This window comes from Photobacterium profundum (assembly GCF_003026285.1).
In the GTDB taxonomy this organism is placed as follows: Bacteria; Pseudomonadota; Gammaproteobacteria; order Enterobacterales; family Vibrionaceae; genus Photobacterium; species Photobacterium profundum.
Genome location: NZ_PYOD01000005.1, coordinates 42119 through 62654 on the forward strand (window position 1 = coordinate 42119; position 20536 = coordinate 62654).

The 20536-nt window shown below is 40.3% G+C and carries 18 protein-coding genes; 9 read left to right on the forward strand and 9 right to left on the reverse strand.

Going from position 1 to position 20536, the window contains the following annotated elements; all coding sequences use genetic code 11:
- Window positions 1-90: 90 nt before the first annotated feature.
- The 5 genes from C9J48_RS14155 (at window position 91) to C9J48_RS14175 (ending at window position 8620) form a co-directional block, all read left to right on the forward strand.
- Entirely contained in the window at window positions 91-1974 is a 1884-nt protein-coding gene (locus tag C9J48_RS14155) for a bifunctional protein-serine/threonine kinase/phosphatase (RefSeq protein ID WP_006233101.1), read from the forward strand.
- 410 nt (window positions 1975-2384) lie between these two features.
- The gene (gene yiaY, locus C9J48_RS14160) at window positions 2385-3533 is read left to right on the forward strand and encodes an L-threonine dehydrogenase (RefSeq protein WP_006233102.1); all 1149 of its coding nucleotides are present in this window, start codon (window positions 2385-2387) and stop codon (window positions 3531-3533) included.
- A gap of 273 nt (window positions 3534-3806) precedes the next feature.
- Complete coding sequence (locus tag C9J48_RS14165; RefSeq protein ID WP_006233103.1) at window positions 3807-5696, forward strand: DUF294 nucleotidyltransferase-like domain-containing protein; 1890 nt, start codon at window positions 3807-3809, stop codon at window positions 5694-5696.
- A gap of 7 nt (window positions 5697-5703) precedes the next feature.
- Entirely contained in the window at window positions 5704-6420 is a 717-nt protein-coding gene (locus C9J48_RS14170; protein ID WP_006233104.1) for a 3'-5' exonuclease, read from the forward strand.
- Window positions 6421-7042: 622 nt separating this feature from the next.
- On the forward strand, window positions 7043-8620 hold the full coding sequence (locus tag C9J48_RS14175; RefSeq protein ID WP_006233105.1) for a BCCT family transporter: 1578 nt from the start codon (window positions 7043-7045) through the stop codon (window positions 8618-8620).
- A 102-nt stretch (window positions 8621-8722) separates the two neighbouring features.
- Here the strand turns inward: C9J48_RS14175 and C9J48_RS14180 are convergent, their stop codons facing one another.
- The 3 genes from C9J48_RS14180 to cls all read right to left on the reverse strand — a co-directional run bounded on the left by C9J48_RS14180 (window position 8723) and on the right by cls (window position 12014).
- On the reverse strand, window positions 8723-9889 hold the full coding sequence (locus C9J48_RS14180) for a GGDEF domain-containing protein (protein ID WP_006233106.1): 1167 nt from the start codon (window positions 9887-9889) through the stop codon (window positions 8723-8725).
- 1 nt (window position 9890) lies between these two features.
- Entirely contained in the window at window positions 9891-10403 is a 513-nt protein-coding gene (locus tag C9J48_RS14185; RefSeq protein WP_242610868.1) for a putative pterin-binding protein, read from the reverse strand.
- A 153-nt stretch (window positions 10404-10556) separates the two neighbouring features.
- Window positions 10557-12014 carry a cardiolipin synthase gene (cls, locus tag C9J48_RS14190; protein ID WP_006233109.1) on the reverse strand — a complete coding sequence of 486 codons (1458 nt, stop codon included), beginning with the start codon at window positions 12012-12014 and terminating at the stop codon, window positions 10557-10559.
- Between the two features lie 438 nt (window positions 12015-12452).
- Between cls and C9J48_RS14195 the strand changes: the two genes are divergently transcribed.
- The 4 genes from C9J48_RS14195 to C9J48_RS14210 all read left to right on the forward strand — a co-directional run bounded on the left by C9J48_RS14195 (window position 12453) and on the right by C9J48_RS14210 (window position 16250).
- Entirely contained in the window at window positions 12453-13787 is a 1335-nt protein-coding gene (locus C9J48_RS14195; RefSeq protein WP_050764923.1) for a sodium-dependent transporter, read from the forward strand.
- Between the two features lie 302 nt (window positions 13788-14089).
- Entirely contained in the window at window positions 14090-14776 is a 687-nt protein-coding gene (locus tag C9J48_RS14200) for a TIGR01621 family pseudouridine synthase (RefSeq protein ID WP_006233111.1), read from the forward strand.
- A gap of 268 nt (window positions 14777-15044) precedes the next feature.
- The gene (locus C9J48_RS14205) at window positions 15045-15251 is read left to right on the forward strand and encodes a hypothetical protein (protein WP_006233112.1); all 207 of its coding nucleotides are present in this window, start codon (window positions 15045-15047) and stop codon (window positions 15249-15251) included.
- A 54-nt stretch (window positions 15252-15305) separates the two neighbouring features.
- Window positions 15306-16250 carry a class I SAM-dependent methyltransferase gene (locus tag C9J48_RS14210; RefSeq protein WP_006233113.1) on the forward strand — a complete coding sequence of 315 codons (945 nt, stop codon included), beginning with the start codon at window positions 15306-15308 and terminating at the stop codon, window positions 16248-16250.
- Between the two features lie 90 nt (window positions 16251-16340).
- Here the strand turns inward: C9J48_RS14210 and gspS2 are convergent, their stop codons facing one another.
- The 6 genes from gspS2 to C9J48_RS14240 all read right to left on the reverse strand — a co-directional run bounded on the left by gspS2 (window position 16341) and on the right by C9J48_RS14240 (window position 20535).
- Entirely contained in the window at window positions 16341-16727 is a 387-nt protein-coding gene (gspS2, locus tag C9J48_RS14215; protein ID WP_006233114.1) for a type II secretion system pilot lipoprotein GspS-beta, read from the reverse strand.
- Window positions 16727-17026, reverse strand: a complete 300-nt coding sequence (locus tag C9J48_RS14220) for a YciI family protein (protein ID WP_006233115.1) — start codon at window positions 17024-17026, stop codon at window positions 16727-16729. The genes gspS2 and C9J48_RS14220 overlap by 1 nt, the downstream gene beginning before the upstream one ends.
- A gap of 157 nt (window positions 17027-17183) precedes the next feature.
- Window positions 17184-17582 carry an acyl-CoA thioester hydrolase YciA gene (gene yciA / locus C9J48_RS14225; protein WP_006233116.1) on the reverse strand — a complete coding sequence of 133 codons (399 nt, stop codon included), beginning with the start codon at window positions 17580-17582 and terminating at the stop codon, window positions 17184-17186.
- A gap of 22 nt (window positions 17583-17604) precedes the next feature.
- Entirely contained in the window at window positions 17605-18144 is a 540-nt protein-coding gene (locus C9J48_RS14230) for a septation protein A (RefSeq protein WP_006233117.1), read from the reverse strand.
- 193 nt (window positions 18145-18337) lie between these two features.
- On the reverse strand, window positions 18338-19000 hold the full coding sequence (locus C9J48_RS14235) for an OmpA family protein (protein ID WP_006233118.1): 663 nt from the start codon (window positions 18998-19000) through the stop codon (window positions 18338-18340).
- Window positions 19001-19005: 5 nt separating this feature from the next.
- Complete coding sequence (locus C9J48_RS14240) at window positions 19006-20535, reverse strand: TadE/TadG family type IV pilus assembly protein (protein ID WP_242610869.1); 1530 nt, start codon at window positions 20533-20535, stop codon at window positions 19006-19008.
- Between the last annotated feature and the right edge of the window lies 1 nt (window position 20536).

A 20536-nucleotide genomic window follows, 5' to 3' on the forward strand; every position in this document is an offset into this window, starting at 1 on the left:
AATAACTATATTGCATGGTTAGTTTAACCACTTCAGCTAATTCGCTAAACCTACTGCTTTGTAAAGAACATAGTTAGAAAGGGGGGCGTTATGACTCAAGCTTCATCGAGTACGCATTCAGCCAAAGAGTGTGTTAGCAACAATGCTTTGAATCGGGGTGAAGTAAAACAAAATACACCGCCTAAACAGCAAAAATCAATGTTGTTGTCATCAAACAAAAAAGTTGAAAATAGATTGCACGTTGCGATGGGCGGCTATTCAATTGCTGGTGTACGACCCATCAATCAAGATGCCTTTTCAGTTAAGCTGCCGAGCAGTAATAATGTCGTGAAATATAAAGGCATAGTGGCATGTATTGCCGATGGTGTTAGCTGCAGTGAAAATGCGCAACAAGCCAGCCAAACCAGCGTTACTCAATTTATTGATGAATATTACAGTACGCCTGATAGTTGGAATGTGAAGAAGTCAGCTTCGGCCGTATTAACGTCATTGAATCAGTGGTTGTATCAACATGGTCAGTACAGTGACTTGCGGCATAATGGCTTGGTTACAACGTTTAGTGGCGTTGTTTTAAAATCGAATACCGCGCATCTTATTCACGTGGGCGATAGCCGAATTTATCGCTATCGGCAGGGGAAATTAACCCTTTTAACCCGTGATCATTGCCGTAAGCAAAAAGGAAGAAATAGCTTTCTTACACGGGCGTTAGGCATGGACAGTCACTTAGAGGTGGACTACCAACAAGAACCTATTGATAAAGGAGATATCTTTTTTTTCTCCACTGATGGTGTACATGAATGGCTCACGAATAATGAAATAACAGCATTAATCTATGAAGGGAAAAAAGAGAAGAGAGATGATAGAGAGCAGCAAGCCAAAGCGATCATAGCGCAAGCACAAGCCAATGGAAGTGATGATAATCTAAGTTGTTTATTGTTAGAGGTACTTGACGTACCTAGCTTGAATATCGAAGAGGTCTATAACCAACTCACTGAAAAAGTAATTCCGCCGATACTCAAAGTTGGTAATACCATTGATAATCTCAAGGTTGTAGATGTGATACACAGTGGTACGCGTAGCCATGTATATTTAGTCAAGAATATTGAGGATAACGCAGAAGTTGCTCAGTATATATTAAAAGCCCCTTCTCCTAACTTTTCTGAAGATCTACTTTATCTTGAAGGGTTCACCAGAGAGCACTGGGTGGGATGCCAGCTTAATAACGCGAGTATTATGAAGATTTATGATCACAATACCAGCTCTCCATTTTTGTACCATTTGTGTGAATATGTTGAAGGGCAAAGTTTACGGCAATGGATGCATGATAATCCTAAACCCAGCTTTGAAAGTGTCCGTATTATTGCCAAAGGAATGATCAAGGCTATTCGTGTGTTTCAACGAATGGAGATGGTACACCGTGATCTTAAACCTGAAAATATCATGCTGGCAAAAGATGGGCGTATCGTGATTATTGATTTTGGTACGGTACAGGTTGACGGTTTAGATGAAATTGCGTCACCAGTATCTGAAGACGTACCCATGGGCTCGGTTGATTATATTGCCCCAGAATACTTGGCAGGAGAAAGAGCGCAGCATCAGTCAGATATTTTTTCTATTGGGGTGATTTTATTTGAAATGCTAACGGGAAAATTACCGTATGCCACACGACCTTCTCGGGTTGTACAGTCTATACCTCATCAAGATTGGCATTATATATCAGCGTGTCAGTATCGTGACGATATCCCATTTTGGCTTGATATTACGTTAAAAAAAGCCTGCCAGCCATCGCCAAAATTACGTTATCAAGCAATGTCAGAATTGCAGCAGGATTTTACATCACCCAACCCTCAAGTTGTTGCTGAATATGAAAGGTCACCACTAATACAGCGTTATCCCATCTCATTTTGGAAGGTAGTCTCTTTAGTGTTACTTGTTATTGTTTTAGCTGAAGGGTATTTTTTAATGATGTTATGAAGATATTCTAAAGACCCCAAATAAGATATTTACCCTAAACACTAATAAATATTAGTGTTTTTTTATGCCCGCATTAAATGTATTTAAGACTGATGGAAATATATGTAATAGCCGTTTTTTGTTCACCCCAGGAAAGGCTATGTTTCCTGCTGTGAACGTTAACTTTATGATTTAAATAATAAAAGTGATCGCCTTCATGATTTTTGAATTGTCTGTGTTATACCGAATAATAATTTGTTTAAGATCAATTTGCGACACAGCAGTGAGGTGTTACAAAGAGTACAGCCAGCGAGAGATATACATCGAAAAAAAATGAACGTACCGAGACTGATTACATTTAGTGGTGCTTTAACAAGATAACGTTAGAGATCATTACCGTAATGAGTTTTTAAATATTATGGAGAATTATTATGAGCAGTGCATTTTTTATCCCCTCGGTAAACTTAATGGGCGCTGGTTGTTTAACTGAGGCGGCAGATGCGGTTAAAGCACATGGCTTCAAAAAAGCATTAATCGTAACTGATAAAGTATTGAACCAAATTGGCGTGGTTAAGCAAGTGGTCGATCTGCTGGCTGAACGCAACGTAGAAGCAGTTGTTTTTGATGGCACACAACCTAACCCAACAATGGGTAATGTTGAAGCAGGTTTAGCGCTATTAAAAGCCAATGAGTGTGATTTTGTTATCTCATTAGGTGGTGGCTCGCCGCACGATTGTGCGAAAGGTATTGCACTTGTTGCTTCAAATGGCGGTTCAATTTCTGATTATGAAGGGGTTGATGTAAGTGCTAAACCTCAGTTACCACTTGTTGCGATTAATACGACAGCTGGTACAGCATCAGAGATGACACGCTTCTGTATTATTACTGATGAAGCGCGTCACATTAAAATGGCAATTGTTGATAAAAATACAACGCCATTAATGTCAGTTAATGATCCTGAATTGATGTTAGCAAAGCCAGCATCATTAACCGCAGCAACCGGTATGGATGCGCTAACACACGCTATTGAAGCTTACGTTTCAACTGCAGCAACACCAATTACAGATGCTGTAGCAATTAAAGCTATGGAGCTTATTCAGGCGCACTTACGTACTGCTGTAAATGATGGTCAAAACCTTGAAGCGCGTGAACAAATGGCGTACGCACAATTCATGGCAGGTATGGCATTTAACAATGCATCTTTAGGTTACGTACACGCAATGGCGCACCAGTTAGGTGGTTTTTACGACTTGCCACACGGTGTGTGTAATGCGGTTCTTTTACCTCATGTTCAGCGCTATAACGCTAAAGTATGTCCTGAGCGTTTACGTGATGTGGCAAAAGCTATGGGTGTGAATGTTGAAGCTATGACAGCAGATCAAGGTGCAGATGCTGCATTAGAAGCCATTCAAGTGCTATCGAAAGATGTAGGTATTCCAGCGGGTCTTAAAGACCTTGGTGCAAAGAATGAAGATATTTCAATTCTTGCTGATAATGCGTTGAAAGATGCATGTGGCTTTACTAATCCCAAACAAGCAACTCATGAAGAAATTTCTGAGATTTTTGCGGCTGCAATGTAATTGTTGTCAATGAAGGTTTACGCGTTAACTACTAGGTTTCGATAGTTAAGTGTAAGGCCTTCGTGCTAATAAAAAAGCGATCATTAATGATCGCTTTTTTTATAGAGTTGATAACCATATTTTTAACGTTAGCTTATAGGCACATTTACTTTTTTTGTCAGACAGTAGCTATTTTGTTGTGCCATTTAGTTTCTATTAAGCCGCATTAAATCGTGTAATATAAAAGGGTAACTCACTTACTAAGATTATATAAATTGTATAGAGGAAGATGTAATGGAAGCCGAACTACTCGAAATAAAGAACTTCCTTTCCCAATATCCGCCTTTTAATGAGCTTCCTGATGATGCTTTAATTTATGCCACCCAACATGTTGAGATTTCTTACTTTCGACAAAATATGCCCATTATTCATTTTGGCGATCACATTCAAGACCTTTATATGGTACGAAGTGGGGTTGTAGAGATTTATCGTCGAAACGGTAAGTTATATAACCGCCTTACACAGGGGGGCTTGTTTGGGCAGATGGGGTTATTAACTAATAATCGTGTCCGCTTTCCTGTTACAGCAATTGAAGACACCTTGGTTTACTGTCTTCCTGAAGCGATTTTTCAAGAACTGTATAATAATCATGATACGTTCGCAGATTTTGTTGAAGTAGAAGATAACGCTCGTCTAAGGCAAGCTATTTCCAATCAAGATGATCAAAACGATTTCACTACATCAAAAGTGAGAAGCTTACTGACTCGCGATGCGCCTTTTGTTTATAAAAATGAGTCGATACAGCTAGCTGCAATTAAGATGGCCGATGAAAGTGTCTCGTCTTTATTGATCATAGACCCTGATATTTTAGATGATAATGATAACGATACTAGCTCTGTAATCGGCATTATTACTGACCGAGATTTATGCACGCGAGTATTAGCTTCAGGTATCGACCCTAATGATACAGTAGCAAGTGTTATGACCTGCGAAGTCGTTTCTTTAGACCATAATGCTTATGTGTATGAAGCTATGCTGACCATGCTTCGTTCTAACGTGCATCACCTTCCTATATTTAAAGATAAAAAACCAATAGGTATTATCGAAACGACAGACATTGTTCGTTACGAATCGCAAAGCTCTTTATTATTGGTTAGTAATCTTTTCCAGCAGCAGAATATTGAAGATCTTGCTGTGATGTCGAACGAAGTAAAAGATAGTTTTGTACGTTTAGTTAATGAAGATGCAAATTCGCATATGGTGGGTACTGCGATGTCTGTTATAGGGCGTAGTTTTACACAACGTATTATTGAATTAGCAGAAGAAGAACTTGGCCCAGCACCTATTCCTTTTTGTTTTATCGCGCTCGGCTCTATGGGGCGGGATGAGCAGTTGATCGTTACCGACCAAGATAATGCGATTATTTTAGATGATAGCTATGATGAACAAAAACATGGTCGTTATTTTGAATCACTGGCTAAATTGGTGTGCGATGGCCTAGATAAATGTGGCTATGACTATTGTACTGGCGACATTATGGCAACCAACCCTATGTGGCGTATGACGCGTAGTGCATGGGAAGCCTGCTTTGCTGATTGGATTGAAAACCCTAGTCCGAAAGCCTTATTGAATACCTCTATATTTTTTGACCTTGATGGGGTGTATGGCAACCTTAAATGGGCCTATCAACTCAATGGGTTTATTGTTCGTCGAGCACGTAAAAATAACCGTTTCCTTGCTTGTTTAGCACGCAACTCATTAAATCGCACACCGCCACTGGGATTTTTTAAAGACTTTGTAATGGAAAAAGATGGTCGTCACAATAATTCCATTAATCTTAAACGTCGAGGAACAGCACCTCTTGCTGATTTGATTCGTGTCCATGCCCTTGCTGTAGGATCGCGATCTAAAAACTCTTTTGAGCGGTTAGATGACATTATCGAGGCGGGTATTCTACCTAAAGGGCGGGGGCGAGATTTACGTGATGCTATGGAGTTTATCTCGATGGTACGTATCCGTCACCAAGCTGTCGATGTAGAGCAAGAAAATGAGCCTGATAATAATATTGAGCCAGAAAACCTATCTGATTTTGAACGACGTAATTTAAAAGACGCGTTTCAGATCTTAAGTAACGCTCAGAACTTTCTAAAGTACCGTTATACCGCAAGCAATAACTTTAAGTAGTATGATGATGAAACGACTTTTTCAAACACCGAGTATAGATTGGACTACCCGGCATGCTAATAAGCAGGCTTCAGCAATACACCCTTTTCTTAAGGCGTTTTATTCTGCTCCACTAGTGACAGGAGACACGCCTTTAGATGAAATAGAATTTGTGGCGATGGATTTTGAAACCACAGGTCTTAATGTTAAAAAAGATGGCATCATTACTATTGGCTTGGTGCCTTTTACGCTTAACCGTGTATACATTAACCGAGCACAACATTGGATTGTTAGGCCACGTCAAAAGCTGAATGAACAGTCCGTCGTTATTCATAATATTACTCATAATGACATTCTGGATGCTCCTGATTTATCTGAAGTGATTGAACCTGTACTTGCAGCGTTGGCAGGGCGTGTCGTCGTCGTGCATTACCGTCGAATAGAAAGGGAGTTTCTTGACCGAGCATTGAAAGATAGAATCAAAGAGGGGATAGAATTTCCCGTTATTGATACCTTGGATTTAGAGGCTCACATTCAGCAGCGACTTAATGGTGGTTTTTGGAACAAGCTTAAAGGCAAAAAACCCCAGTCGGTACGTTTGGCACAAGCGCGTAAGAGGTATGGTTTGCCAGCATATACCCCTCATCATGCTTTAACAGATGCCATTGCCACTGCTGAATTACTGCAAGCGCAAATTGCCTACCATTATGATGCCAAGAAACCCATTGAAGGCTTTTGGTTGTAATGTTGATTACTGTTTAAAAGAAGAGTGCTATTTACCCTCTAAATAGCACTCTTCTTATCAGCAAAATGAGCCGTTTCACTTCAAACCTTACTTTAAGCTTTTTGTTATATCTCTTTAAATTAAAAGGGATTGTTTATCGTTGTGATGATGGGTTCATTGTGCAAATTATGCTTATGTTTTTCCGCAGTTTTTGAGCGAATATTGATAGTGCATTTGGGTGATTTGAGCGTAAAATTATCTTATATTTTCAAGTGTGCGTGAGTGCATAATTATGTCTGCTGAAAGAATTTATGTATCTCATTAACTTAATTTGAAATGTTTTAGTACTACTATTTCTATGTTTAATTAAACCCATTAAAAAATTAATTAAGAGTAGAAAATATTAGTGCACTAAAGAATATTTCAAATGCTCACATTAAAATCGGGTAAAAAACGAGCTGTCCAGTCGTTTTTTCTTCGTTTTCAATTGTTTTTGGTATTTTAATTAAGTAGCTGATAGAATTGCCGCAATATTTTGAATTAATATTGCTATGAGCACGAAGCTGTTTCTCGGTTTTTTTCGTTTGTTTGTTTCGTTCTCATAGTTATTTAACTCAACTAAAGCTACCTTTAGAGAGGGAAAATGACAAAAGGTATTGATAAATACAGTATAGATAGTACCGATTATACTGTTGGGCAGGACAATGTACAAAAATGGGGATTTGATGTTCATAATCCAGTATTTGGTATTAGTGCAGGACTAATTGCATTATTCCTAATTGCAGCATTGGTTTTAGATCCAGCCATAGCTAAAAGTACTTTAGATGGTATAAAGTTACAAATAATTAGCTCGTTCGATTGGCTCTTTATCTGGGCTGGTAACATCTTTGTCTTATTTTGTTTAGCTTTGATTGCTTCTCCTTACGGGAAAATTCGACTTGGTGGCGAAGATGCCGTTGCTGATTATTCTGTTATTTCGTGGCTATCTATGTTGTTTGCTGCAGGTATGGGTATCGGCTTGATGTTCTGGAGTGTTGCAGAGCCTGTCGCTTACTTTACTGGATGGTATGAAACCCCATTAGGTGTTGAAGCCAATACTCCTGAAGCCGCTAAGCTTGCTTTAGGCGCAACCATGTACCACTGGGGACTTCACCCATGGGCTATCTACGGTATTGTTGCTCTATCATTAGCATTCTTTTCTTACAACAAAGGCCTACCACTTTCCCTTCGTTCTATTTTTTATCCAATTTTAGGTGATCGAGCTTGGGGCTGGGCGGGGCACTGTATCGATATTCTCGCTGTTTTAGCGACACTATTTGGTTTGGCTACGTCATTAGGTTTAGGTGCACAGCAAGCTGCTAGTGGTATTCATCACGTATTTGGTATTGACGCCGGCATTGGATTGCAAATTGCCGTCATTTTTATAGTTACGTTACTAGCAGTTATATCTGTTGTTCGTGGTATTGATGGAGGAGTTAAAATCCTCAGTAATATCAATATGATTATTGCATTTTTATTGCTAGTTCTAGTTGCTGTAATTGGATACTCAGTATCATTCAGCTCTATTGCTACGACTTTTATGTCATATGCTGAGAACATTATTCCTCTTAGTAACCCACATGGTCGTAATGATGAAGCTTGGTTCCAAGGCTGGACTGTATTCTATTGGGCGTGGTGGATTTCATGGTCCCCATTTGTAGGTATGTTCATTGCGCGAGTATCTAGAGGTCGTACTATTCGCCAATTTATCACCGCAGTTCTTATTGTTCCAACAAGCGTTACATTAATTTGGATGTCTGTGTTTGGTGGTTTAGCCATTGATCAAGTTATCAACAATATAGGCGAGCTTGGTGCTAGAGGCTTAACAGACGTTTCACTGGCTATGTTCGAAATGTTTGATGTTATGCCATATGGCGCAGTGTTATCGATGATCGCTGTCGTATTGGTGTTGGTGTTCTTTATAACGTCTTCTGATTCTGGCTCTTTAGTAATCGATAGTATTACTTCTGGTGGTAAAGTTGATGTGCCTATTCCACAGCGCATCTTCTGGGCCTCTATGCAAGGTTCGGTTGCTATTGCGCTTCTATGGATTGGTGGAACAGAGGCTGTTCAGGCACTGCAAGCCGCTGTTATATCAACGGCCTTACCATTCACTTTCATATTGTTATTAATGTGTGTGAGTCTGGTTTTGGGTATGCGAACAGAGACTTTTAAGCGTTAACTTAAAAGTGAAATAAGCAACATTGTTTAGTCCTAAAATGGGCTGACAAAAAAGGCTAGCCCATCGGACTAGCCTTTTTATTTTAGGATAAGGGATACAGCATCAACTGACGCTAGATAACGGATTATTTTTCATTGTTGATACAGAGTATGGTTTGAAATATGCGGCCCCATTCTTTCCTTGTTGCTTAACCTCATACATTGCAAAGTCGGCTTGTTTCAGCACTTCTGGAATACTTTTTGCAAACGTTGGAAATTGGCTAATTCCGATACTGGCCGAGATGGTTAGTGACTTACCTGAAATCATGGTTGAGCTATTAAGTAAACTGACAAGCTTGCCTGGTAATAGGGACGGTGTAGCGCCTGAGGTATTTAGCTGAATTAATTCAATCACAGCAAATTCATCGCCTCCCATTCTTGCGCTAAAACAGTGTGGCTGCTCTAACTGTCGAAGGCGGCTAGCGACGTGGCGTAAGAATATATCTCCAGTATGATGCCCTTGTGTATCGTTTATTTTTTTAAAACCATCTAAATCAATTAGATAGAAATTGAATGCCTGATTGTTTTTGGCTAGTTTATCTAGTTTTTTATTTAACCACAGACGGTTTCTAATCCCAGTGAGTGAGTCGAACATTGCTAGGCGGTGATGGTAGCGAGATTCTCGCAATAAGAGATAAGCGATAATCATGCCAGTCAAAATTGTTGAAATTAATAGATACCGAAAAATTATTTCGAGTGTTGAAACCGCATTAATTTTATTACCTAAGTCATCACTCGATAGTCTAAATTTATGGTTTAAGTAGATTTGTAAATCGTCATAATCATTCTTAAAGAGGAGTAACAAACTCGATTCATTCTTGGTTCTTGGTAGTTGAAGAAGCTGTTCTTCCATCGCTTTTATATACGTGAAGTGATGGTCGATTTCGGTAATACTACCCTCAAATTGATGAAGGTGTTCGACGAGCGAGTTATTCACTATTGTGTTGAAACGACTCCACAGTATTTCGTACTGGATCAACATGTCGTTGTAATCACTGGTACCAAGTTGGTAACTCTGCAGTTGGTAAATAAATTCAGAGTATTCTTTTGTGAGTTGCAAAACGAACCATATAGCTTCATTTTGACTTTTCGATATCACTTCTGAGGTCTGTTTTAAATAGCTAACAGTCACCAATATGCTAACCACTAAAATTGGTGTAATGATATAAAGTGCTTTTTTTAATAAACGAACTGTCCATTTAATGAATGGAGAATGACTTTTTAGCTCCACTTTATTCAACCTTTATACTTTCTAGTTGCCAAATCATCTTAGCCAGGTAAGTCGTTTGCTGTAATTCGGCGTATTGGTCGAGAGGGAAAACTAGCCAGAAAGGTCCGTAATCACGGATTTTTAAATATTGTTCATCTTTTTTTATCGCAATAATAGGTTCGTATTGCAGCATCTCTTGCCAAGTAACTTCTGTTGTATAGTCGTTTAAGGCTTTTAGTCTTATTAACGAAGGCTTGATGCTATGTATTTCTAGCAAGGTACTGAGCTTCACGCCTTTGAATGCTGCTTGCCCGTTAATCCAAGGAAGTTGGGTGGTAATTGTTGTTTGTGGCAGTTGTTCGATCTGCTCTAAAGATACTGTAAGTTCGATTTTTTTGCCGTTGGCTTGGTGTGCTGAAAGCGTAATATCAGTACTGAGCGCTAAGGCGGAAGGTGAAGACAGTAAAAATACGAAAAAACAACTCATTAATAAGGGGGGAAACGATAGCTTCATGGTCATCCATGTACCTCTCATTTGAATATCCAGTGTCCTGTGAATTGTAACAGAATAGCAACGAGTATCACTATACAGTGTAGACAGTTCTCTGTACTGAAAGCGGTATTTTTTTGACTATATTTCACCACTCCCTATTGAGTGGGTCATCAATAGCATGGGTGTGTTTTTCGGTTAAAGTAATGGGCTAAACATATAGAAGAATCGTTCGCCCAATTTGTTTAACATTGGACGTCTGGTCCATTCATTATTATCAAGACTCGTTGAATTTTTAATATATTCTTGCTGTAGCCAACTCAATTGCTGGGTAAATTCAAGATTATCAACGGCTAAGGTGACTTCAAAATTGAGCCATAAACTGCGCATATCAAGGTTAACAGTACCAATTAAGCAATGAGTATTATCAATAACCACTGATTTGGTGTGTAGTAACCCGCCATGAAAACGATGAATCTTCACACCTGCTTGTAATAACTCCCCAAAAAAAGATCTACTTGCCCATTCAACCATTGTTGAATCATTTTTATCTGGCACAACAATGTGAACGCTAAGCCCCCGTTCCGCAGCACCTTTTAGTGCATGTTGTAAATGCTCGCTTGGTACGAAGTAGGGTGTCGTAATAACAACACTTTCTTGTGCTTGGTAAATACTTAATAACAGTACTTGGTGAATAATTTCGTCAGGCATACCCGGGCCTGACGGAATGACTTGAACGGTATCCATAGTATCGGGTGATACATCGATACTGCAGACAGGTAATTCAGGTAAGAAGCGTTGGCCTGTTTCGACCTCCCAATCCCATGCTTGAATGCAATTGAGAAGAGGAACGGTTGGTCCTGTTAAGCGCACCATAACGTCAACCCATTGCCCGACATCTGCTTTTGTTTTAAAAAACGCAGGATCAACCAAATTCATTGAACCTGTATATGCAATGGTATTATCAATGACGATAATTTTACGATGCTGACGTAAATCTAAGCGACGTAAAAACATGCGTAACGGAGATACGGCGAGTGCTTCAGTGATCTGAACACCAGCTTGGCGCATAAGTTTTGGCCAATGCGAGCGGAAGAATCGTAAGCTACCTGCAGAATCTAGCAGTAGTCTAACCGACACACCTCTTTTTGCTGCTTGAATTAATGCAACACCAACGGCATCAGCTAATCCACCAGGGTGCCAAATATAAAATTCTAGATGGACCGATTTTTTCGCTTGTTGAATATCTTCAATAATGGAATGGAGAATTTGCTGTGGGGAATCTTGTAACGATAGGGTATTTCCCGTTAAACCTGGTACACCAAGACGATTTTCGCATAAATCACTAATAGGGCGCGCATTTTGGCTCATTAACTGAGGTTGATGACTAGGGCAATCATTGAGCCGTTGAAACCACTCTGCAAATGGGTGAAACATATCGCGTGCACGTTCTGCGCGTTTTTTGCCTAAATTCAATTCGCCAAACAGTAGGTAGGCGAATACGCCACCAATAGGAATGATGTAAATTATCATTAACCAAGCAAGAGAAACGCCGACAATGCGACGCTGGAATACCACACGCATGGTTACACCAGCAATAATGAGCCAGTAAAGAAAAACACCGACCCAAGCTAAAACTTGATAAAACTGTTCCATATAAATGATTTATCAGACAGTAAATGAATAAATTATAAAACCTATTCTGCATCCTTTCTTGAATAAAACATAGCCTTTCCGACTCGTTGCTGTGCGCTATTCTATTTTAGGTGCATAAAAGAAGTGTATCTAAAAAATAATGTGCAATATGTAGGTGTGGCACGGAAAAAGTGTGGAGCGATTTATATTGGAAAACAGGCTATATAGCCAAATAAAAAAGTAATTAATAACTAAAGTGTATGAAATATGTACTAGTTTGTAATGAAATAGCAGTGATTGATCAAGAAATAGAAAAGCAGGCTTCACATTCTATTCTTAAACTGTTCTACTTGCTACTAACAGCATGTAGATGGATAACACTATGCTGTATATAATAGTTTACAGTGTTAATTTAACGCTGTAGTGAAAATAGTAAACACACATAATTAGAGATGTAATATGGCGAGTAGTTCAAGAGCGCAATTTAGTTCACGGATAGGATTCATCTTGGCAGCGGCCGGTTCAGCGGTTGGTCTTGGTAATATTTGGGGATTTCCCACTCAAGCAGCCAGTAATGGCGGTGCTGTTTTTCTTTTCGTATATTTACTGATGGTATTTGCTCTAGCATATCCCTTGTTAGTGGCTGAGCTAACAATTGGTCGCTATGGCAGTGCTAACCCGATTAAATCATTACGCTCTATATGGCCTCAGCAGCGTGGTATAGCCGCATTACTTGGTATTGCAGGTATGATTGCAGTATCAATGATTCTAAGTTTTTACGCCATTGTTGCGGGTTGGTTGTTTGGCTTCTTAGTCGGACCAATCTTAGAAGCAATTGGCTTCACAACGGCTGCTAACTGGCTTGAATCATTCAGTACCAGTCGTAACCTTATTTTGATGATCGTGTTCATGATCATGACCATTATGGTAGTGCGTAATGGTGTCGCAAATGGTATTGAGCGTTGGTCTACCCGTTTAATGCCAGTATTGCTGGTTCTGTTTGTCGTGATGGTGGGTTACATCTTAACGCAAGAAGGGGCAATGGAAGGCTTGAAGATGTTCCTTGTGCCAGATTTCTCTCATTTCAGCTCAGGTCTAGTAGTTAGTGCAATGGGGCAGGCATTTTTTTCCTTATCATTGGGCGTATGTTCAATGATGGTATACGGTTCATACCTGAGAAAAGATACCAATATTCCAAAGACTGCAGCCCAAGTTGCACTGCTTGATACGTCTGTTGCCTTTATTGCTGGTATGTTGATTCTGCCTGCAATGTTTGTTGCACAGCATAACGGTGTCGAGATATATAACGACGCTGGTGCTTTATTAGATTCTGATACGTTAGTGTTCAGTGTATTGCCTGCTATGTTCGAGACCATGGGGTCGGGTGGTGTATTCATCGGTATTCTGTTCTTTGTACTAATGGTTATCGCAGCACTGACGTCGTCTATTTCAATGCTTGAAGTCCCTGTTGCTTGTGCGACAGAAGAGCTGCAACAAGATCGTAAAGTAGCGGTATGGTGGATTGGTGGTCTAATTACAATATTCTCAGCAATCATCGTGTTTAACTTTGGTGATATGTTTGGCCTGGTGATTTCATTAACTACTGAATATGCACAACCAATACTAGGTATGTGTTTTGCGCTACTGGTTGGTTGGATCTGGAAGCGTGACCAAGTACTTCAAGAAATTAAAGAAGGTTACCCAGAATTAGAGCAAAGCTTATTCTGGAAAATCTGGCCTTGGTATGTACGTGTAGTGTGTCCAGTTATGATGCTGATGGTGTTCTTTGCTTAATTGCGCACATCTAAAACATTGAGAATTTAATTAATTAGCCGCTCATTCGAGCGGCTTTTTTACATCAGAGGCCACTCACTCCCTTTCAAACATATTTGACACAGAAGTAGACACGTTGAGTCACTCTAGAAAGGTGAGTTTTATTGGACTCTATACGGTGTTGCTCATTTTTAACGTAGAACCTCTATAAATGAGCGCCTTGCCTAGAACCCAATAAATTCTCGCTGAAACGAGCATCTTGAGGTGACTTGGGTATATACTGCGCGCCTTCAATGTTTTCTCTTTTTTTCTGGGTAATAATTATGTTCACTCTTGTTCATCAACATCCTGATTTTTTGGTTATTAATAAGCACCCAGGGGTGAGTGTCCATAAAGATGATGGCGATCAGCCTTTGCTTGCTGAAGTGGCAAAGCAGACGGGAGATGAGAAACTCTATTTAATCCATCGCTTAGATAAAATGACATCGGGTTTATTGTTATTAGGTCGCAATCGTCAAGCGGCAGCAGAATTATCAGGTAATTTTGCAAAGCGTGATGTTAAAAAATTCTACCTTGCTATTGGTACGAAGAAGCCAAAGAAAAAACAAGGTGTTGTAATTGGTGACATGAGCCGTTCTCGTCGTAGTAGCTGGAAGCTCGACTCGACCAAAGACAATCCAGCGATTACGCAGTTTTTCTCTACAGCGGCAGGCAATGGCCGACGTTGTTTTTTGTGTAAACCACATACGGGGAAAACACATCAAATTCGAGTTGCACTTAGAAGTGTCGGTTCGGGGATCACGGGTGATGAAATCTACGGAAATGAAGAGGCAGATCGTGGGTATCTTCATGCTTATGCATTGTCTTTCCCGTACAAAGGTGAAAATCAGCAGTTTATTTGTGCTCCCGATAAGGGGGAACTTTGGCAGGCTGAAGAGGTTAAACAAGCGTTAGTGGAATGGGCGACCCCTTGGCTTCTTGCATGGCCTAAACTGCCTAGAAAGAACTAAAGCGGCGATATGTTTCAGCCAAGCGAAATGATGGACTAAAATAAGCTGGTTAATAAAAGATCAGCTGAGTAACTGAAAGAATGAAAAGTAAACAGATTGCTAAGGGTTTGTTGGTTAAAATAAAGCTTTAGATCAACATATCGAGTTAAAACGATAAAAAAGAATGTCTATTTCTTCTGGTTGATTATAATTTGAACAAGTGCAAATATCTTTTTGATGAAGATCACATATAATACCCGCCTAGGATTTACCTAGTTTGAGGATTAAAATGCGCCTTACTCGCTCAGTCTCGCTCCGCATGCGTCTTAAAAAGAAAACGAATCAATCTCGTTTTTGGAGCTTAGCGTCAACTCGCCGTAATAGCCAAAAGATTAAGACTCGTATTCAACGTCAAAGACAAGTTCGCATTACTGCTGAGTATGTGGTTCTCGCTAATAGCCGCCTTCCTGAAGAAAACCTCAAATTGGTCGCATAAAGACAGATATTTGGATTAGAATAGCGCCCTTATTTCAATAAACCCAGTAGAGTTATGGAAATCAGCGCGCTACCAATCCTAGAACAACATCTGATCAATGAATTGACAACGCCACCCAATGAAGTACGGCGTTTATTTCATGGCCGTGGTCGTTGCTGGTCAGATTTAGAACAAATTACTGTAGATTGGTTGCAAGGCCAAGTTCTGGTTTCTTTGTTTAAAGAACCTACAGAAGCATTTCTTCAAGAATTGAATGTCTTACTTATCCGTTTAGTTGAGTCAGACGTTTGGAAAAACAGTGAGGCAACCTCCCTATTATTGCAGCACCGATCTCGCCAAGGTTCACCAACAGAAGTACTGTGGGGTGAAAGTTCTGATCATCAAAACGTCATCGAAAGTGGACTAACGTTTAAACTCGATCTTGGTCGTAATCAGAATAATGGTTTATTCCTTGATATGCGTTATGGTCGTCGTTGGGTTCAAGAACATGCACAAGGTAAGCGAGTGCTTAATTTGTTTGCCTATACCTGTGGATTTTCAATCGCTGCGATTGAAGGTGGAGCAGAACATGTTGTTAATCTTGATATGGCAAAGTCGGCATTAACTCGTGGCCGTGAAAATCATCACTTGAATAATCATGATTTAAAGAAAGTGAGCTTTCTTGGTCACGAGTTATTTAAGTCATGGGGTAAAGTCAGAAAGTCTGGACCGTATGATTTAATCATTATTGATCCGCCTTCTTTCCAAAAAGGCAGTTTTGCATTAACCAAAGATTATCAAAAAATCTTACGCCGTTTGCCTGAGCTATTAACAGAAGAGGGCAGCGTACTTGCGTGTGTGAATGACCCTTCTATTTCTTCTCAGTTCTTGATTGATGGTATGGCTGAAGAAGCACCAAGCTTAGTCTTTGAACAACGTCTTGATAATCCACCTGAATTCAAAGAAATTGAAACCGAAGGTGGGTTGAAAGCTTTGGTGTTTAAGCGTAAACAGTCGTAAGTATCTCTTACTAAAAAGCCCCTTCAACGCAGAACTTAGTTTAAGTAACGCATTGAAGGGGCTTTTATTTTTAATATACGTTTAACTTATTTATTGTGACAGTTCAGCACAATATGCAGCGTATACCGGTTGTTCTACGATTTTTCGGCCACGCATATCCATGATGATAATGTTATAACCTATGCCTTCATTAAACAGTGGACTTAATTCGTTACTAGAGCAGTAACTTTTAGCTGCATGGGTAGCTGCTTGGGTTGGGGCTATTTTACTTCCACCACCATATAAAATGGTAATTTCTACGATTTTATCACGCGCTTGTGCCTTCATGATTTGGTATTGATCTACCTTGTCATAAGGGGCTTTATTATTGATTGTCGTCGCTCGGCTTTTCGCCAAAGCAATTACTGCGTCATCTTCTGTTGATGCACAACCCCCAAGAATAAGCAGTGCACTAAGTGCGAGTATTTTTTTAAGCATTAAGGCAGTACTTTTTTGAATGGTTTTACAACCACATTAGCGTAAACACCAGCTGCAATGTATGGGTCTGCATCTGCCCAGGTTTTTGCTGCTTCTAATGAACTGAATTCAGCGATAACAGTAGAACCTGTAAAGCCCGCTTCACCAGGATTCTCGCTATCAATGGCTGGCATTGGACCTGCAACAAGAAGACGTCCTTCAGCTTGCAGTGCTTGTAGGCGAGCAAGATGCTGTTCACGTACACTTAGACGACGCTCTAAACTGTTTTCTACATCCTGAGAAAAAATCACATACCACATTCGGTTATTACTCCCTTCTTATTGTTGGCTGTTTTGCTCTGCCTATACTACCCAATAAAAAAAGCCTGAACTAGACGTTAAGGCTTTTTTGCAGAACAGGTACTATTTATTTGTATAATAAAGAGCGTTTTTATAGAAAAATGTGCTTTTAATACCGTTAAGCTTTTTTGATCGGGCGAGGGCGGCCTTCACTATTAATCGCTACATAGTTAAAGGTAGCTTCACAGACTCTGTAGCGATCGCCTACACTTTCGTGTGCAACAGGTTTAACCCATACTTCTAATCCGACGCTCATTGATGTGTTACCAATACGCTTGCACTCACCGTAACAGCATACAACATCACCCACTTTTACAGGGGCTTTGAAAGCTATACTATCAACAGAAACGGTAACGACACGGCCACCAGAAATCTCTTTTGCTAAGATTGCACCCGCAAGATCAAGCTGAGACATAATCCAACCGCCAAAAATATCACCATTGGCGTTAGTGTCTGCAGGCATTGCAAGCGTACGAAGCAGTAGCTGCCCGCGCGGAATATTATTTTCTGTATTCATTATTTAATCTGAACTCTATAACTTATTCTGAATCGGTTTCTTTCGGCATATGGTGGTAAATATATCCACCTGTGACAAGGGTAAAAATCAAAGTTAAGGCTAATAAACCGAATACTTTAAAATTAACCCACACATCGAGTGGTAAAGTGAATGCCACATAGATGTTTACGACGGCACAGACTGCAAAAAAGCCGGTCCATGCCATATTAATGCGCGTCCATACTGTATCGGGTAGTGTAATTTCTTTGCCCAACATACTTTTAATCAGTGGTTTGCCCATTGTTTGGCTAACTGCTAATCCAATAGAGAAAAGAGCATAGATAATGGTGACTTTCCATTTTATGAAGTTCTCGTCATGAAGGAATAGCGTTAATCCGCCAAATACAGTAACCATCGCGAAGGTCACTAACTGCATTTTTTCCACTTTCTTATATAAGAACCAAGTAACAGCAACCTGAATGGCAGTTGCTACTATCAATGCCCCTGTAGCCACGAAAATATCGTTGGTTTTGTATAAGACAAAAAAGATGATTAAAGGAATAAAATCGAGCAGTTGTTTCATTAAGTGGCAACCTCTACATTATATATCTTGTAAGTATACCCTGAGACAAACAAAAAGGCTGCAGCTAGTCAGGCTGCAGCCTTAATACCAAGTCATTATCTGGTATTAGCGTTTCTCTAAAGTGGTGATATAAACATACAGCAACGTCGAGATTACGTGAATGGCTGCCTGTGTTTGATGTTTGTGTGGGGGGTTACATCACAACATCAACACGACGGTTCATAGCTCGACCTTGTGAGGTTGTGTTACTCTCGATAGGCTGGGTTTCGCCGTAAGTTTTGCTCTTCAAGTTGGTATCTTTCACTTCGTTATCAATCAAATACTGCATGGAGGATTTCGCACGCTGTAAACCTAGCGTGTAGTTGTAACCTTGCGGGCCGACGCTGTCTGTATGGCCGTTTAGGGTTACCGTTTGTGGGCTGTTTTTAAGTTTTTGGGCAATGGTCTTCAGTACCGTTTGTGACTCTGGCGTTAGGTGCTGGCTGTCAAAAGCAAAATACACTCGGGCGATAAGGTTTTTATCCTGTGTTCTCGTTGTGTTCAATAAACCAGCGGTATTCAAGTATTCCCAGCATTGTGAACCAATGTTTGTTTCAGTTATGAGCGCCAACAATGCAGCTTTGATCGCGGTATCGCCAGTAGCCTGGTTGATTTGTAAATAGCCACTGCGGTGATGGGCAATACCGGTTATTTCACCAATTTGTGTGGTGTGAGTGATGGTTTGCGCGCTGGTTGAGCATAATGTCATGATCTGTTGGCTATCAGGTGTTACAGCATAGGCCGTCATTGAACTGAGCAGTACACCGGTTGCTAGGGCGGTCAGTGATAAATCAGAAAAGGTGCGTGGTATTGTCATGGTGATTAACTCTCTAAGTGGCGGTAATACAATTTGCTGATGCCGTCGGTTTTTGAACCTTTTTTGATCATCTCTAAAATTTCTTTAATCAAGTCATCCACATCGTCGACGTTGGTGATGTTGTTTTGGCCTACACAGTTTTTGAAGCCTTGTTGTCCTTGGGCGTCAAACTCAATGCCGAGTACCCCCATGTACAGCGGTTGATCACTGTCATTGAATTGTGCTTTTATGGTGTTACATAACCCTTGATTCACCAGTTGATTGAAGGTGCTGACGTAGGGCATTTCTTGTCCGTCACTTAACATTAAAATCATTTTAATACGTGAGTTATAGGCTGCTGATGTTTCAGTTGAGGGGGAAGTGGGGCGTCCTTGTTCTAATATTTGAGCGCCCCGGATCAGGCCTTGATAAACCGAGGTGCCGCCATCGGGTGACATGTTGTTTTGAATTGGAGACAGAGCTGTCTTCTCTGACGTAAGAGGAATGGTCCAAAAGTTACCCGAACACATCCCCCCGCTGTATAACTTCTGGTTGGTCGATTGGAATTGCAGGTTATTAGCTTTGGCCGTAAAAGTTTTAGCTACACTGCCGGGAAAGTTGATGTAAGAGTATGGGTCAGGAAAATACCATCCGCTCCCCGTTTCCGACTTAGAGGCATTCAAGATCGCATATACTGTGCGAGCATCACGCCTTTTTTTACCTGTGCAACTGTAATAGCCATTACTGCAATCTCTCACTTGGTTACGTGTCCATGTAGACCATGTAGACCAATCAATGTCTTCATAAGATGAATAGTTACCACCATTGAAATTCGGGCGATAGTCTAATTGAGTAATGCACCATCGGGTGTTACTGCGTTTTTCTTGTACACGCATGTTATAAGGCACAAATGCAATGCGGTTAGTGACTTCGACTTCGCCGTCTCGTGGCACTAATATTTCATTGGCAATGGCTTGAATTGCATCTTTGAGTGCTCGAATTTTATTGCCTTTCATCGAGCCTGAGAAATCGGAGACAAAGACAATATCGATATCTTTATCACCGAGATAAATTGGGTAATTACGCGCCAATGCACGGTTAGCAACGGTTTCGGTTGGCGCGAAACTTGGGATAATATCGCTACTTAACCACGAAATATGATTGGTTTTGGCTGTTACGCGGTATTGGAAATACTCTCTTTCTTCATTGCCGTCAGGTGTAGGGTAATTATCAATACCTTCAGAACGTTCAATCTTGATATTGTTAATACTGGTTATATTGCGGATATATGCTTGAATGTAGCCTGTAGCCAACTGGTTTTCATACGTTTTATCATCTTGGTTAGCCGTGGTTATTGCTAATGTGGCAGCTTCAGTAGCATCAGCCAATCGATTTTTTTTCTGGATATAGCGGGTGCCTTCAAGTGCCCAAAAAATCATGCCAAATAAAGGAATAAGGGCAAGTGCGGTATAGATACCTGCAGCCCCCCGCTGATGTCGTGGGCTGGTTATTTTATTCGAGGTGATACCTTGGTGGTTCATTCTCTTGATACTCATA